Below are 13,869 nucleotides of genomic sequence, written 5' to 3' on the forward strand. Positions count from 1 at the left end.
CACCGGCTGGTGGACCCGCGTAGTGCCCGCCCACCGGACGCCCCCGCCCCCATAGCCCGCGCTTCAGCCCGGGGGCGGTCGCCGTGCGGCGCCCAATTTTTTTTCACAGCCCCTATCACTTTTCCATCCTGGCTCGGCAAGGAGTCATTGAGACTTATTTCCTATCAGGAGTCGCTCGCAATGACGTTTGCCTTCCGCCCCAGCCTGCTCGCAGGCGCCATCCTCCTGGGCAGCCTGGCGCCTCACGCCAGCGCCGATACCCAGCAATACCGGCTGCCCGCCGCGCCCCTGGCCAGTACCCTGAACCGCATCGCCAGCGAGGCCGGCATCGTCCTCAGCATCGATCCGGGCCTGACCACCGGCAAGACGGCGCAGCCCGTGCAGGGCGAGTACTCACCGGTCGACGCACTGAATGCCGCGCTGAACGGCAGTGGCCTGCAACTGGTGCAGAACGGCGGCAGCTACAGCCTGGCCGCGCTGCCGCAAGACGCCATGGTCCTGCCGAGCACCAACATCGACGGCGCCGTCGCCAGCGAAAGCGCCTGGGGCCCCACCACCGGCTACCTGGCCCAGCGCACCGCCGCCGGCACCAAGACCGACACCGCCCTGGCCGAGGTTCCGCGCTCGATCTCCGTCGCCACCCGCGAGCAGATGCAGGCGCGCAGCGTCCACAGCCTCGACGACGCGGTGAAGTACATGCCGGGCATCGTCTCCAGCAGCTTCGGTAGCGACACCCGCTACGACTGGATGCGCGTACGCGGCTTCGAGCCGACCCACTTCCTCGACGGCCTGCCGTTGCCCCGTGGCGTGTACGCCAACCCGAAGCCGGAAACCTGGAACCTGGACCGCCTGGCCCTGCTGCGTGGCCCGGCCTCCTCCGTGTACGGCCAGACGCCGCCCGGTGGCCTGCTGGACATGGTCAGCCGTCGCCCGAGCGCCGAGACCCGCTATGAAATCGAGGTGCAGTACGGCAGCGACAACCACCGCCAGATCAACTTCGCCAGCACCGGCCAGATCGACGACCAGGGCCAGTTCCTCTACGGCCTGAGCGGCGTGGTGCGCGACAGCGGCACGCAGATCGACCACGTCGACAACAAGCGCTACAACCTCGCCCCCAGCCTGACCTGGAACATCGACCCCGACACCACGCTGACCCTGCTCTCGCAGTTCACCCGCGACGATACCGGCACCACCAGCCAGTTCCGGCCGATCCAGGGCACCAAGATCGACATGCCCTTCGGCAAGATCTCCCACCACAAGAACCTGGGCGATCCGGACTACGACTTCTACGACCGCACCTACTACGCGCTGGGCTACGCCTTCGAGCATCGCCTCAACGACGTCTGGCAGTTCCGCCAGAACCTGCGCTACACCAAGTCCGAGCTGTCGTTCCAGACCGTCACCGTCAACAGCTACATCCCCTCGCTCGCCGGTTCCGGCTACGTGGTCGACGCCAATGGCAACGTCGGTCGCAACAGCACCAACACCGATGAGGCCATCAGCCAGTTCGCGGTGGACAACAACTTCCAGGCCGACTTCAGCACTGGCGAAATCGACCACACCCTGCTGCTCGGCCTCGACCACCAGCGCATCGAAACCGACTACATGTCGGTCTTCGGCACCGCCTTCAACGGCTACGCCCCGCCGGACATCAACGTCAACAATCCGGTGCACGGCCAGCCCATCGTCCGCCCGCCACGCTCGCTGGCGTACTACGACTACAACCAGAAGACCGTCCAGACCGGCCTCTACGTCCAGGACCAGATGGCCCTCGACCAATGGCGCCTGACCCTCGGCGGCCGCGAGGACTGGGTGCACACCGGCACCACCTTCCTCAACCAGGGCGATGCCACCAACACCGAGCGCGACAAGGCCTTCAGCGGCAACGCCGCCCTCAGCTACGTGTTCGACTCCGGCTTCACGCCGTACCTGTCCTACGCCGAGTCCTTCCAGCCCACCAGCAACGCCACCGCCTCGCCGACCGACTCGTTCAAGCCCACCGAAGGCAAGCAGTGGGAACTGGGCGTGAAGTACCAGCCGCCCGGCAGCGACATCCTGCTGAGCGCCGCCGTCTACGACCTGACGCAGCAGAACGTCTCGGTCACCAACCGCATCAACGGCACGCCGGTCACCAGCCAGGACGGCGAAGTGAAGGTCAGGGGCCTGGAGCTGGAAGCCGTGGGCAACGTCACCGACAGCCTGAAGCTGATCGCCTCCTACACCCAGGCGAAATCCGAAGTGCAGGACGGCGAGTACAAGGGCAAGCGCCTGCAACTGATGCCCAACCGCCAGGCCTCGCTGTGGGCCGACTACACCTGGCACAACGGCGTGCTCGACGGCTTCGGCATCGCAGCAGGCGCCCGCTACACCGGCAACACCTTCGGCGACCAGGCCAACAGCGAGCTCGGCTTCGCCAAGTCCTACACCGTGTTCGATGCCGCCGTGCACTACGACCTCGGGCGCCTGGACAGCAGCCTGAACGGCGCGTCGCTGGCGCTCAACGCCACCAACCTGCTGGACAAGGACTACCTCTCCACCTGCGACGGCTACTACTGCTACTACGGTGACGAGCGCAGCGTCGTCGCCAGCGCCACCTACCGGTGGTGAGCCCCTCGCCCCACGCCACGCACCACCGAGGCCGCCCGCCGGGCGGCCTCGGGATTCCGGACGGATCATGAAAACCACCACCCTCCGCCGCTGGTCCTTCGTCCACACCTGGACCAGCCTGATCTGCACGGCCTTCCTGCTGCTCCTGGCACTGACCGGCCTGCCGCTGATCTTCCACCACGAGATCGACCACCTGCTGGGCGACGCCCCGGTGCTGCGCGAGATGCCGGCGGATGCGCCGCGCCTCGACCTGCAGCAACTGGTGCGAGCCGCCGAAGCCCACCGCCCCGGCGAGGTGGTGCAGTACCTCGGCTGGGAGGACGACGAGCCCAACGGCGTGGTGGCCATCACCGCCGCCACCGCCGGCACCGAACCCAACGCCTCCCACACCTTCATGCTCGACGGCCGCAGCGGCGAGCCGGTGGCCATGCCTTCGGCCAACGGCGGCTTCATGATGACGATGCTGCGCCTGCACGTGGATATGTTCGCCGGGCTGCCGGGCAAGCTGCTGCTGGCCTTCATGGGCCTGTTGTTCGTGGTGGCGATCGTCTCCGGCGTGGTGCTCTACGCACCCTTCATGCGTCGCCTGGAGTTCGGCACCGTGCGCCGCGACCGCTCCCCCCGCACCCGCTGGCTGGACCTGCACAACCTGATCGGCATCGTCACCCTCACCTGGGCCCTGGTGGTGGGCGTCACCGGGGTGATCAGCGCCTGCGCCGACCTGGTGATCGCCGCCTGGCGCAACGAGAGCCTGGCCGCCATGGTCGAGCCCTACCGCGACGCCCCGCCACTCACCGACCGGGCCCCGGCCACGCGCCTGCTGGAGATCGCCGCGAAGGCGACGCCGGGCATGACGGCGGACTTCATCGCCTTCCCCGGCACGCGCTTCTCCAGCGAGCACCACTATTCGGTGTTCATGAAAGGCAGCAGCCACCTCACCTCGCACCTGTGGACGCCGGTGCTGATCGACGCGCGCACCCTGGAGGTAACGGCGGTCGGCGAGCGCCCCTGGTACATGGACGCCCTGGCCATGTCCCAGCCGCTGCACTTTGGCGACTACGGCGGCCGGCCCATGCAACTGCTATGGGCGGCGCTCGATGTGTTGACCCTCATCGTCCTCGGCAGCGGGCTCTACCTGTGGTGGGCACGCCGACGCGCCCCGGCACGCCGGCGGGAGGCCACGGCATGAACCTGACGCGCACCTTCGCCGTGCCCGCCATGCTGGCCGCGCTGACCGCCATCGGCCTGGTGGGCGCCCTGCTCGGTGACGGCATCTGGGACGCCCTGGCCTGGGTCGGCCTGGGCATCCCGGTCGCACTCGGCGTGCGGCCCTTCCTGCGGCGCCGCTGAGCCGGGCGGGCGAACCCTCGGCGCGGGCAGGCGTCCATAGGGAGATGTTCCTGACTGGAGGTCGCCATGATTCGCGCCCTGGCCGTCGGCCTGATCGCCACCCTGCTCGCCCTGCCCGGCTTCGCCGCCGAGGTCCACTACTACCCGCTGCCGCCGGGCAGCGCCCCCCGTGACGTGGCCCCGGCCACCGACGGCCGGGTCTGGTACACCGCCCCCGCCCTGGGCCTGGTGGGGCTGCTGGACCCGCTCACCGGGCAGAGCCAGCCCATGGCCCTCGGCGCCGGCTCCAGCCCCCGAGGCGTGGTGGTGGCCGAGGACGGCGCAGCCTGGATCACCGATGCCGGCCTCAACGCCCTGGTGCGAGTCGACCCCACCGGCCCCACGCTCAAGCGCTATCCGCTGCCCGGCCAGCTCGGCGACGCCGGGCTGGTGGCCGCTGCCTTCGATCGGGACGGGTTGCTCTGGTTCACCGGCCAGAACGGCTTCTACGGCCGCCTCGACCCACGCAACGGTGACCTGAAGACCTGGCCCGCTCCGCGCGGCGCCGGCCCCTACGGCATCACCGTCACGCCCAACGGCGAGGTCTGGTACGCCAGCCGCGACGGCCGCCACATCGCCCGCATCGACCGCGTCAGCGGCGAAGCCGAGGTGATCGACAGCCCCGGCGGCGGCGAAGGCCCGCAGCGGATCTGGAGCGATGCCAAGGGCACCCTGTGGGTCAGCGAGCGCGGCAGCGGCCAGCTCAGCCGCTACGACCCCCTGGCCAAGGCCTGGACCCACTGGGCGCTGCCCAGCGCCGACGCCGAGGCCCATGCGCTGTACGTCGACGAGCAGGACCGGCTCTGGCTGAGCGACTTCCGCAGCAACGCCATCCTACGCTTCAACCCCTTCAGCCAGCGCTTCACCCGCTTCCCCAGCGACCAGGCCGACGCCCACGTCCTGCACCTGGCCGGACGCATCGGCGAAGTCTGGGGCGCCGAATCCAACCGCGACCGGCTGGTGGTGATCAAGGAATGAGCGCGCACGGTGCGACCCGTAGCCCGGGCCTCAGCCCGGGAACGGTGCCGATGATCCAGGCCCCATCGCGAATGAATTCGCTCCCACAAAACGGCACATCGCGGCCTCGTGCGGAGTGTTTTCCAGCCACCATGGGCGCCTCGGCACCGCCAAGGATGGTGGATCGGTGAAGCGCGATCCACCCTACGGCTCGTCTTGAGCGGCTACGGCCTTCGTAGGATGCGGTGAGGCCACGAACCGCATCACGTCGGGGCGTGGGGTGGATGGCGTCCCATCCACCCCACGCTCGGCCCCAGCGCTTTTCGTAGCCCGGACTTCAGTCCGGGGACCTGGGCACCGGGCGCATCAGAACCGGTACGCCAGGGTGGTCATCAGGGTGCGGGGGTCGCCGGGCATGATCTGCACGGCACTGGTGGCGGTGCTGTAGTAGGTCTTGTCGGTCAGGTTGGTGAGGGCGGCGTGCAGGTCCCAGTGCTCGACCCGGTAGCCCAGCAGCGCATCCCAGCGGCCGTAGCCGGGCAGGACCACGGTGTTGGCGTTGTCGGCGTAGCGGTCGCCCACCAGGGTCACTCCGGTCTCGCCGTAGAAGCCCTGCTCGGGCTGCCAGCCGATGAACAGGCTGCCGTTGCGCTTGGCGACGTTGCCGATGCGCTTGCCTTCGAAGCCGTTGTTGTCCTTGACGATGGTGGCGTCCTGCAGGCCGATGCCGCCGCGTACCACCCAGTTGCCGTACAGCCGCCCGGTGGCGGTCAGCTCGGCGCCCCGGGAGCGCTGCAGGCCGGAAAGCAGCACGTTGCCGGGGTTGTTCGGGTCGCTGGTGCGGCGGTTGTACAGCTCGATCTCGTACAGCGCGAAGGTGGTGCTGAGGCGGTCGTCGAGCCAGTCGCTCTTCACCCCCACTTCCTTCTGCCGGGTCAGTTCCGGGTCGAGGGCGTTGGTGTTGCCCGCTGCGCCGGCGGTGATGCCGATCAGCCCGCCCCCCACCGGGGCGTAGCTCTTGCTGAACGAGGCGTAGAAGGAATGCTCCGGCACGGGCGTCCAGACCAGCCCGACGCGGGGGCTGAGGCTGTCGTCCACGCGGCGTTCGCGGCGGCCGTTGAGGCGGTTCTCGGAGTCCACCTCGAAGTGGTCGTAGCGCACGCCGAGCAGCACCTGCCAGTGCTCGTCCAGGCGCACCTGGTCCTGCAGGTAGAGCGCGCGGCTGTCGATGTGGTGCTGGGCGTCGCTGCTGGCGACCATGCGGCCGGTGTGCTGGCGGCCGGTGTCGGGGTCGAAGATGCCGAGGGCCGGCACGGCGTTGGCCGCGCCGGTGGCGTTGGTGTAGAGCTTCGGGTTGCGCTGCTGGCTGCCCAGTTCGACGCCGGTGAGCAGGCGGTGCTCGATGTCGCCGGTCATCACCAGCCCTTCCAGCTCGACGCTGTTGAACAGGTTGCGGGTGGTCAGGTCCTGCTGCCAGCGGGCGCGGCCGACGGTGCGGGCGGTGGCGTTGACGCTGGTGACGTAGGTGTTGTCGAAGCGGCTGTCGAGCATGAACAGCCCGAGGGTCTGGCGCAGTTGCCAGTCGGGGCTGAGGTCGTAGGTGAGGCGCGAGCGCAGGGACTGGGCCTTGTCGTCGATGTAGTCGCGCTGCGGGTCGCCGTAGGTGGTGTCGCGGCCGACGTCGGCGGGACGGCCGTTGAGGCCGGGGATGCCACGGTCCGGGGTGCGGTTGTGGCGGCTGTACTCGTACTGCACCAGCCAGTTGAGGTCGGGGCTGAGCTGCCAGCTCATGGCCGGGGCGAACAGCTGCCGGCTGGAGTCGATGCCCTTGCGGAAGCTGTTGGCGTCCTGCTCGCCGAGGTTCAGGCGCAGGGCGATGTCGTCGCTGGCGTCGGCGCTGAGGTCGGCGTACAGGCTGCGGTAGTCCTGGCTGCCCAGCTGCGCCTCGATGGAGGAGCCGAGGCCGGCCTGGGGCTGCTTGCTGATGCGGTTGACCAGGCCACCCTGGCTGCCACGCCCGTAGAGCACGGCGGCCGGGCCCTTGAGCACGTCGATGCGTTCGATGTTGTGCAGGTCGCGGGTGTACTGGCTGTCGTCGCGCAGGCCGTCGAGGTAGAAGTCGTTGCTGGCGTCGAAGCCACGGATGCGCAGGCCGTCGAAGCGGGTGTCGCTGGCGTCGCTGACGTTGGGCAGGCCGCTGAGCACCTGGCCGATGCGGGTGGCGCCGTAGTTGAGGGCGTCCTGGGTACGTACCGAGTCGATGGCCTGGGGCACGTAGCGTACCGGCGTGGCGGTGCGGGTGGCGGTGGAGACCTCGCGGGTGCGGGTGTCCTGGCTGCCCTTGCCCTCCACTTCGATGGCCGGCAGGTCGGTGGAGGCGCCGCCTGCGAGGGCCAGCGGTGCCATCAGGGTGGCGGCCAGGCCCAGGGCAATGCGGGAAAGGGTGGAGGGATGGGCGGGGTGGTGCATGATCGGCGTCCGGATCGTAGGGAAAGGGCGCAGATGATATTTATTTGCATTTGATATTGATAGCCATCTGATACCGATTCCCTACAATCCCGACACATCGCACCTTCACCTGCCCGGCTGGGGCTGCGGCTCGCCCCTTTGCCGCCGGGCCGGCTGCCGCACCCCGGTCACGCCTTCCGGAGCCACCTGGTAGCCGGGGAAATGCAGGGCGATGCGTGCGGCGAGCAGCCGGGCCTGCCGGCGTTCCTCAGTGAGCGGTCCCATCGCAGGCCTCCTCTTCGTCGTCATCGCGGCGGTACCAGAAGCGGAACAGCCCGTAGCCCAGCACCAGTGCGACCTGGGCCAGCGCGGCGCACATCTGCAGGAAGGAGTTGACGGTGGGGTTGGTGCGGGCCTCCATCACGCCGGTGAGGGCGTGCCAGAAGCCGTCCGGGATGACGGTGAGGGCCAGGCTGGCCAGGGGCTTGCCGGTCAGCAGCCAGATCTCGATGACGCCGAAGCCGTTGGCGAACATCAGGCCGCCGAGGATGAACACCGAGATCACCAGCCCGAGGGCGAAGCAGGCGGAGAACTGGAACAGTGCGCGCATGGTGGGTCTTCCTTCAGTAGGCGGCGCGGCGGGGTGCCGCGCCGGGGGTTGGGGATCTGCCTGGGCTCAGGCCTGGGCTGGGGTTTGGGCCTGGAACGGGGCGACGGGGCGGCCAACGGCGTACCAGTCGAGCTTGCGGGTCAGCACCATCACGCAGGCCAGCAGGCCGAACACCAGCAGCGAGCCCATCAGCAGGGCGTAGTCCTCGGCGCTGAGCAGGCCGTAGAGCATCCCGTACAGCGCGGCGAGGCCGGCGGTGAAGCCGCCACCGCGCACCCAGCTGTGCAGCACGCTGCTGACGTAGATGCCCACCAGCAGCACGCAGGCCGAGGCGGAAAGCGCATAGGCCAGGCCGAACGCCAGGTGCTCGGAGAGCGACAGCAGCAGCAGGTAGAAGAACGCCAGGGCCAGGCCCACCAGGCCGTACTGCACGGGGTGGACGTTGATGCGCTTGAGCACTTCCACCAGGAAGAAGCCGGCGAAGGTCAGGCAGATGAACAGCAGGGCGTACTTGATGGCGCGGTCGCTCTTCAGGTACTGGTCCACCGGGTCGACGAAGCTGACCCCGAACACCCGGCTGTTGAAGGCCTGGCAGCGGTCCTCATAGGCGCAGTCGGCCAGGGCCTGCTGCAGGTCGGTGGCGAAGAAGCTGGTCTGCCAGCGGGCGGTGAAGCCGTCCTCGCGCACCTCGCGCTCGGCGGGGAGGAACTCGCCGACGAAGCTGGGGTGCGGCCAGGGCGACTTCAGCTCCACCTGGCTGTCACGCCCCACCGGGGTGATGTGCAGCGATTCGGTGCCCTGCAGGTTGAGGGTGAAGCCGTAGTTGAGGGTCTGGGCCTCGCCGCTGGCCAGGTGGGGCAGCGGTACATGTACGCCGCTGGCCAGGATCGGGTCGCCGCTGCCGGGCTGGAAGTCCAGGCTGCGGCCGTTCAGTTCCAGCTTGAGGGCGTTGTTGATGCCACGGATGTCGCTGATGCCCACCGCCAGGAACGGGGTCTCGAACTGGTAGTCCTCCAGCCCTTCCTCGATGCCGAAATGCGCCGGCACGGCGAACTCACCGCTGATGCGGCTGTCGCTCTTGTACAGCCGGGCCTGGTAGATGCCACGGGTCAGCAACTGGGTATCGACGTCGCCCTGCAGGTGGAAGCGCTCGGGCAGGAAGAACAGCCGGCCGCGCTGCTCGCGCTCGTCCAGGTAGCGCTGGCCGGTCTTCTCGTGGGTCTTCCACTCGCGCACAGTGCGGCGGAACGGCACCACCAGCAGCGGGCCGGTCACCTGCTGGGCGTAGCTGGAACTCTGCGCGATGTTGGCCTGCACGCTGTCGCGGGCCATCTGACGCTCGTCGATCAGGCCGTCGATCATCAGCAGTGGGATCAGCAGCAGCAGGATCAGCAGGGCGATGGCGCCCAGCTTGAAGCCCAGGGTTCGGGTCATCTCGGACTCTCCTCATGTGTTCGATGGGGAAAGTCTGGAGCGCGCCTGGGGTGGGGCTATGGGGGGAATGTGGAGTTTGTGTGGGAATTGGGTGAAGAGCCGGTATCGCTGCGCGATCCCGCCGGCCGATCACCCTGAGCGGAACGTTGGCTGGCGGTGGGCTGAAGCCCACCCTACGGGAGCAGGGCGGTCAGCACGACCCGCGGATGTACTGCTCCAGGTGCTGGATCAGGCTTTCCTGCTCGGCGGTGATGTCGCGCACCAGGTCGCGGATCGACAGTAGGCCGATCACCTTGCCTTCATCCAGCACCGGCAGGTGGCGCAGGTTCTTCTCGGTCATCAGCTGCATGCAGAACTGGTTGCTGTCCTTCGGGCCGACCACGTAGAGGTTGGAGGTCATGATCTCCTGCACCTCGGTGCCGTAGGAGGAGCGGTCCTTGGCGGCCACCCGGCGCACGTAGTCGCGCTCGGTGACGATGCCCACCAGTTCGTCGCGCTCCATCACCAGCACGGCGCCGATGCCCTTCTCGGCCATCAGCTCGGCCGCTTCCAGCACGGTGGTGGTGGGGTCCACGCGGTAGATCGTCGTGTGGGCTTTGCCCCGCAGTATTTCGGCAACGGTCTTCATCGGCTGCTCCCGGTTTTCTCGTGGTCGTGTGCACCGCGTTCCATCACGGCGGCGAACTGAGAATAGTCAATTGTGGGCGCCCGCAAAGGGCGGCAGAATCGCCGCCAGTCGGCCCTCCCGGCCGTTCGGAAATGGAGATTCCATGCCCCCTCGCAAGACCCTCTTCGCCCTCGCCGCCCTGTCGCTGCTCATGCTCGGCGGTTGCTCCAGCAAAAGCTTCGTCACGCCCGACCACGGCGTTTCCCTGGCCGGCATCGATGACGCCGACATCGAGGAACTGTTCAGCAAGAAACCTGCCAGCCCCTTCCCGGCCCAACTAAGCATCGTCCGCGTGGCCAGCCTCTACCGGGACGGATTCGAGGTGGTGCAGACCCGCGACATCGAGTCCGACGCGGACCTGGCGCGCATCGCTGGACAACCCCTGATCAGCCAGGCCGCGCCCCTGAGCCGCTTGCTGGTGCCCAATGACATGAAGAGCCTCAAGGACCTGCGCCTCCCGGCCGCCCACATGCGTTCGGACCTGCTGCTGGTCTACACGGTGGACACCCAGTTCTATGTCGACAGCACCCCGCTGGGCCCGCTGACGGCGGTGTCGCTGGGCTTCCTGCCCAATCACCAGGCCCATGTCACCAGTACCGTGGCCGGCATCCTGGTGGATGTGCGCAGCGGCTACATCTACGGCTCGACCGAGGCCACCGCCCAGGAGGAACAGCGCGCCAGCACCTGGTCCACCGAAGACGCCGTGGCCGAGTCGAGGAACCGTGCCGAAAAAGCCGCGTTCACCCGCTTCAGCGAGGGCTTCCCGGCGTTCTGGCAGGGCGTGCTGGCGAAGTACGCGAAGAGCCCGGCGGCGTCCCAGTAGAAACCTCCCCTCCCGGGCTGAAGCCCGGGCTACGCCCCAGCTCCGTCGGTGGATGGGAAAGCGCCACCCCCTACGCGCGGTCGTAGGGTGGGTCGCGCTCCATCGACCCACCGAGCGGGGCCGGATATTTGCACCGAAATGGTGCGCAGACGTTCAGGCAGCGGGCAGCCGCAGGCGGACTTCGACGCCGCCGTCGCGGTTTTCCACCCGCAGGGCGCCGCCGTGCAGGTTGGCCACTTCCTGCACGAAGTTGAGGCCGAGGCCGGTGCTCTTGCGCCCGCTGCCGGGGCGCGGCAGGGAGTAGAAGCGCTCGGTGAGGCGGGCCAAGGCGTAGTCGGGGATGGCGTCGCCCTGGTTGAACAGGCACAGCGTCCAGTGGCTGCCCTCGCGCTCGGCAGCGAAGCGGATGAGGCCGCCGGGGGGCGTGAAGTCCAGGGCGTTGTCCAGCAGGTTGGCCAGGGCCTGGCGCAGCAGGAAGCGCTCCCCCTTCACCTCCACGTCGTCGCCGATGGCGTCGTCGACGCGCAGGCCGGCCGATTCGATGCGCGCCGCCTGGGCCTGCACCAGCTCATCCACCATCGGCGCCACCGGCACGCTGACGCGCTCCTCCAGGCCCTGGCGCTGCTCGACCTGGGCCAGGTACAGCAGGCGCTCGATGAGTTGCTGCAGGCGCGCGCCCTCGCCGGCGATGTTGGCGACGAAGCGCTGCCGCTGTTCGGCGGGCATGTCGCCCTCCAGCAGTTCGGCGGCACCCCGGATGGCCGCCAGGGGGCTCTTCAGTTCATGGGTCAGGGTGTGCACGTAGCGCTCGACGTAGGCCTTGCCCTCCAGCTCGGTGCGCATGCGCTCCACGGCGCGGGCCAGCTGGGTCAGTTCGCCGCCGCTGAGGCTGGGCAGTTCGGCCCGTTGCCCTTCGCTGACGGCCTGGGCATAGCGGGTCAGGCGCCGCAGGGAGCCGCTGAGCCACCAGGAGAGCAGGCCGCCGATCAGTAGCCCGAGGACGATGAGGCCGGCGCCGAGCCAGGCCAGGCGCACCTGGGAGCGGTAGATGTAGGGCTGCAGCGAGCGGTTGGGCTTGGCCACCGAGACCACGCCGATGATCTTCCCGTCGGCACGGATCGGCGCCGCCACGTACATCACCGAGGAGTCGGGGTCGGCCGGGTCTTCACGGGTGGAACGGGCGCCGTACTGGCCGCGCAGGGTCAGCAGGACGTCGTTCCAGCCGGAGTAGTCCTGGCCCACGGCCTGGCCGGTGGAGTCCAGCAGGACGCGGCCGGTGCCGTCGGTGACGTAGATGCGGTGGTTGACCTCGGTCTTGCGCACGCCCCAGATCTCGGCGCCGGGCTGGCGCTTGCCGTAGGCCTTGAGCAGCTCGGGCAGGTTGCTCTGGGTGAGGGTGCCGTCGCGCACCGGGTCGCGGAGGATCTCGGCCAGCAGGTTGGCGGTGTCCACCAGGGTTTCCTCGGTGGACTGGCGCACACCGGGGCGGATCTCGTCCATCACGGTGCTGAGCACGAAGTAACCGGCCAGGCCGACGAAGAGGAAGTAGACCAGGAAGATTCGGATGCCCAGTGGCATGGCAGGTCCTCGGGGCGCGGGCGGGCTCAGGCGCGGGGGTCGTAGCTGTAGCCGAGCCCGCGGTGGGTCTGGATCGGCTCGGCATCGGCGACCTGGCGCAGCTTGGCGCGCAGGCTCTTGATGTGGCTGTCGATGCTGCGCTCGTAGCCGGCGTCGCTGGCCACGCCGAGGGCGTCGAGCAGCTGCTCGCGGCTGAACACGCGCTCCGGCTGGCCGAGCAGGTGCTGCAGCAGGCGGAATTCGTGGCGGGTCAGGGCCAGCAACTGGCCGTGGTAGTGGATGCGGAAGCGCTCCAGGTCCACCTGGAAGGGGCCGTCACCAGCAGGAGCTGCGGGGGCGGCCGGGGCCGGCTCGCGCGGGGCCATGCGTTTGAGGATGGCGCGGACCCGGGCGGCCACTTCGCGGGGGCTGAAGGGCTTGACCACGTAGTCGTCGGCGCCGATCTCCAGGCCCACCACGCGGTCGATCTCGGCATCGCGGGCGGTGAGGAAGATCACCGGCACTTCGGAGAAGCGCCGCAGCCGGCGGCAGGCCTCGAAGCCGCTGATGTCGGGCAGGCCGACGTCGAGGATGACCAGGTCGAAGGGCTCGTGGGCCAGGCGCTCCAGGGCCTCGCCCGCCAGGCTGAGCCAGGTGACGGTGAAGCCTTCGGATTGCAGGGCGTAGACGAGGGTGTCGGCAATGGCGGCTTCGTCTTCGACGATGAGGATGCTGGGCATGGCGTCCGTGCGAGGCGGCGGGAAAGCCGGCAGGGTGCCGTCGGGCCCGGGCGGCGTCAATCCCGCCCGGGCCGACGGTTCAGCACTGCGGCTTGCCGGCGGTGTACTTGCGGCCGGGGTAGATGGCGGCGCGGAATTCGCGCAGCGCCTTGGCGCCGATCAGCAGCGGGTAGTTGAAGCTGCTGCGGTCGGTGAGGTTGACCTCGACGGTGCGCTTGGTATCGCCCAGGCACATTTCCAGTTCGATGACCGGGCGCTTGGACGGGTCGGCCTTCTCGCGCTCGTCGTCCTCTTCATCGCCGGTTTCCTCGGCGCGGGTCTTGATCTTGCTGATGCGCGCCAGGCGGTGTTCGTAGAGGGTGTCGTCGGCGTCCTTGGTGGCCAGGCGGAAGCGCACCCACTCCTCGCCGTCGCGCTTGAAGCGTTCGATGTCCTTGGCCGAGAGGGAGGCGGTGAGGGCGCCGGTGTCCATCTTGGCCTTGAGGGTCTGGCCGATCTCGGGCAGGCGGATGTATTCGTAGCGGCCGTAGAGGTCAGGCTCCTCGGCAGCGAATACCGGCAGGGCGAGCAGGGTCAGCAGGGCGAGCAAGGGTTTCAAGTCGGTCTCCTCGGCGTGGGGCGCGGTGGGCGGTTCTGT

General features: G+C 68.8%; 13 protein-coding genes. 5 read left to right on the forward strand and 8 right to left on the reverse strand.

Going from position 1 to position 13,869, the window contains the following annotated elements; genetic code table 11:
• The first annotated feature begins 180 nt into the window (after positions 1-180).
• The 4 genes from SZ55_RS17610 to SZ55_RS17620 all read left to right on the forward strand — a co-directional run bounded on the left by SZ55_RS17610 (position 181) and on the right by SZ55_RS17620 (position 4,974).
• Positions 181-2,607: a TonB-dependent siderophore receptor gene (locus tag SZ55_RS17610; RefSeq protein ID WP_044409089.1), complete on the forward strand. Its 2,427-nt coding sequence runs from the start codon at positions 181-183 to the stop codon at positions 2,605-2,607.
• A 67-nt stretch (positions 2,608-2,674) separates the two neighbouring features.
• Positions 2,675-3,796 carry a PepSY-associated TM helix domain-containing protein gene (locus SZ55_RS17615; RefSeq protein ID WP_044409094.1) on the forward strand — a complete coding sequence of 374 codons (1,122 nt, stop codon included), beginning with the start codon at positions 2,675-2,677 and terminating at the stop codon, positions 3,794-3,796.
• Positions 3,793-3,957 carry a hypothetical protein gene (locus tag SZ55_RS28460; RefSeq protein WP_174244734.1) on the forward strand — a complete coding sequence of 55 codons (165 nt, stop codon included), beginning with the start codon at positions 3,793-3,795 and terminating at the stop codon, positions 3,955-3,957. Before SZ55_RS17615 ends, SZ55_RS28460 begins: the two co-directional genes overlap by 4 nt.
• Positions 3,958-4,023: 66 nt before the next feature.
• Positions 4,024-4,974: a Vgb family protein gene (locus SZ55_RS17620; RefSeq protein ID WP_044409097.1), complete on the forward strand. Its 951-nt coding sequence runs from the start codon at positions 4,024-4,026 to the stop codon at positions 4,972-4,974.
• Between the two features lie 345 nt (positions 4,975-5,319).
• On the opposite strand, the gene SZ55_RS17625 is transcribed toward SZ55_RS17620, so the two are convergent.
• From SZ55_RS17625 to SZ55_RS17640, 5 genes are all read right to left on the reverse strand, one after another.
• On the reverse strand, positions 5,320-7,422 hold the full coding sequence (locus SZ55_RS17625) for a TonB-dependent receptor (RefSeq protein WP_044409099.1): 2,103 nt from the start codon (positions 7,420-7,422) through the stop codon (positions 5,320-5,322).
• A 105-nt stretch (positions 7,423-7,527) separates the two neighbouring features.
• Positions 7,528-7,686, reverse strand: coding sequence for a hypothetical protein (locus SZ55_RS28330; RefSeq protein WP_160298847.1), 159 nt, complete (start codon positions 7,684-7,686; stop codon positions 7,528-7,530).
• Entirely contained in the window at positions 7,670-8,011 is a 342-nt protein-coding gene (locus tag SZ55_RS17630; RefSeq protein WP_044409104.1) for a hypothetical protein, read from the reverse strand. The genes SZ55_RS28330 and SZ55_RS17630 overlap by 17 nt, the downstream gene beginning before the upstream one ends.
• 66 nt (positions 8,012-8,077) lie before the next feature.
• The gene (gene creD, locus SZ55_RS17635; RefSeq protein ID WP_044409107.1) at positions 8,078-9,445 is read right to left on the reverse strand and encodes a cell envelope integrity protein CreD; all 1,368 of its coding nucleotides are present in this window, start codon (positions 9,443-9,445) and stop codon (positions 8,078-8,080) included.
• A 190-nt stretch (positions 9,446-9,635) separates the two neighbouring features.
• Entirely contained in the window at positions 9,636-10,073 is a 438-nt protein-coding gene (locus SZ55_RS17640) for a CBS domain-containing protein (protein ID WP_044409110.1), read from the reverse strand.
• Positions 10,074-10,215: 142 nt separating this feature from the next.
• On the opposite strand from SZ55_RS17640, the gene SZ55_RS17645 reads away from it, so the two are divergent.
• Entirely contained in the window at positions 10,216-10,935 is a 720-nt protein-coding gene (locus SZ55_RS17645) for a hypothetical protein (protein ID WP_044409113.1), read from the forward strand.
• A gap of 153 nt (positions 10,936-11,088) precedes the next feature.
• Here SZ55_RS17645 and creC read toward each other — a convergent pair whose 3' ends face one another.
• From creC to rloA2, 3 genes are all read right to left on the reverse strand, one after another.
• Positions 11,089-12,513, reverse strand: coding sequence for a two-component system sensor histidine kinase CreC (creC, locus tag SZ55_RS17650; protein ID WP_044409116.1), 1,425 nt, complete (start codon positions 12,511-12,513; stop codon positions 11,089-11,091).
• A gap of 26 nt (positions 12,514-12,539) precedes the next feature.
• Positions 12,540-13,232, reverse strand: a complete 693-nt coding sequence (gene creB / locus SZ55_RS17655; RefSeq protein WP_044409119.1) for a two-component system response regulator CreB — start codon at positions 13,230-13,232, stop codon at positions 12,540-12,542.
• Between the two features lie 79 nt (positions 13,233-13,311).
• Positions 13,312-13,830, reverse strand: a complete 519-nt coding sequence (rloA2, locus tag SZ55_RS17660) for a retropepsin-like aspartic peptidase RloA2 (RefSeq protein WP_044409122.1) — start codon at positions 13,828-13,830, stop codon at positions 13,312-13,314.
• Positions 13,831-13,869: the final 39 nt, after the last annotated feature.

Source organism: Pseudomonas sp. FeS53a (assembly GCF_000931385.1).
Classification (GTDB): Bacteria; Pseudomonadota; Gammaproteobacteria; order Pseudomonadales; family Pseudomonadaceae; genus Metapseudomonas; species Metapseudomonas otitidis.